Origin of the sequence: Streptomyces beijiangensis, from assembly GCF_017315755.1 — a bacterium.
In the GTDB taxonomy this organism is placed as follows: Bacteria; Actinomycetota; Actinomycetes; order Streptomycetales; family Streptomycetaceae; genus Streptomyces; species Streptomyces beijiangensis.
This window is the reverse complement of sequence record NZ_JAFLRJ010000482.1, coordinates 1-1,023: the sequence shown is the minus strand read 5'-3', so window position 1 is coordinate 1,023 and position 1,023 is coordinate 1. Positions and strand designations below refer to the sequence as shown.

The 1,023-nt window shown below is 69.1% G+C and carries 1 protein-coding gene and 1 pseudogene; both read right to left on the bottom strand.

The genetic code is table 11. The annotated features are described in order from the left end of the window. Nucleotides 1-622 (bottom strand): annotated as a pseudogene (locus J0695_RS35500) (ATP-binding cassette domain-containing protein); the annotation flags it as partial. 111 nt (nt 623-733) lie between these two features. Next, nucleotides 734-1,023 (bottom strand): ROK family protein (locus J0695_RS35495; protein ID WP_206968894.1); only part of this gene is annotated, 290 nt, incomplete at its 5' end.

The following is a 1,023-nucleotide window of genomic DNA, read 5'->3' as shown; positions in this document are numbered from 1 at the left end:
TCCCTGCCCAGCCCTTGGACCTTCAGGACGGGCTCGGCGATCCCGGAGTCGACGATCGGCCGCTCGGGGAAGACGTACTCGACGTTGCGGCCTGTCATCAGGGCGACGACGTCCCGCGTCGGGGTGTCCTTCGCCGGGAGCCCTACGGCGACGGCCCGCCCGTCCTTGAGGACGGTCACCCGGTCTCCGATACGGCGGATCTCCTCCAGCCGGTGGGAGATGTAGACGACGGCCACCCCGCTCGCGGTGAGACTGCCGACGATGCGGAAGAGGTTGTTGACCTCGTCGGGGTCGAGGGCGGCCGACGGTTCGTCCATCACGATGAGCCGTACGTCGTGGGACAGTGCGCGCGCCATGGAGACGATCTGCTGCTGGGCGGCGGAGAGCGTTCCGACGAGCCGACCTGCGTCGATCTCGGGGTGGCCGAGCCGCTTGAGCAGTCCGGTGGCCGCGGCCCGCGCCTCCCTCCCTCGTACGACGAATCCGGCGGTGGTCGGTTCGTGCCCGAGGAAGACGTTCTCGGCAACGGACAGGNNTCCAGGTCCACGCCGTCGAGGGCGCGCACGCCGGGGAACGACTTGGTGATGCCGGACATCGTGAGCAACGGTGGTTCTGGTGCCATGACGGATCCCCTTGGCGGGTACAGGCCGGTTTCAGGGCAGGACAGAGCGCGGTGCTGGTGCAGGTGCAGGTGCTGTGTGCGTGTTCCGTACGGGCGGTACGACTCTCCGGGCTAGGCCGGTGAGAACAGGTGGTCGCTGATCAGGCGGGCCGCGCCGATCACTCCGGCCTGCGGCCCCAACTCCCCCAGGACGATGGGCAGATTGCCGGTCGCCAGGGGAAGCGACTGGCGGTAGACCTGGGTGCGTACGCTCGCCAGCAGCGTATGACCGAGGCCGGTCACCCCGCCTCCGATCACCACCAGGCCCGGGTTGAAGAAGGAGACCAGACCGGCGATGACCTGCCCGACCCGGTTTCCGCCCTCACGGATCAGGTCGAGCGAGGTGGCATCACCGGCGGCCG